Origin of the sequence: Peribacillus frigoritolerans (genome assembly GCF_030676415.1) — a bacterium.
Lineage (GTDB): Bacteria > Bacillota > Bacilli > Bacillales > DSM-1321 > Peribacillus > Peribacillus frigoritolerans_A.
Map to the genome: position 1 here is coordinate 1 of NZ_JAUUTW010000171.1, position 245 is coordinate 245.

Annotated in this window: 1 protein-coding gene; it reads right to left on the reverse strand. The window is 40.8% G+C overall.

The features are described from left to right. Window positions 1-245: transposase (locus Q8G36_RS28930; RefSeq protein ID WP_305163177.1), on the reverse strand; the 245-nt coding region annotated here is incomplete at both ends.

Consider the following 245-nt stretch of genomic DNA (forward strand, 5'->3'; position numbering starts at 1 on the left):
AGTGGCTCCAAAATATGACTGTCATGTGTATTACCAGGTGTTACAATCGTTCCCAATACAAAACCGTTGCGGTCTGCGGCCGCGTGGAATGAATAGGCAAACTGTTTTGTTCGTTCATCTTTCACATGTGTGGAATCGACGAATACGTGTTCAGCACTTATTAACTTTCTATCAGCAGCTGTTATTAAGATGCGATAGAAAATCTGTTCAAACAGGTCTGTATCTTTAAAGCGTCGCTCATAATT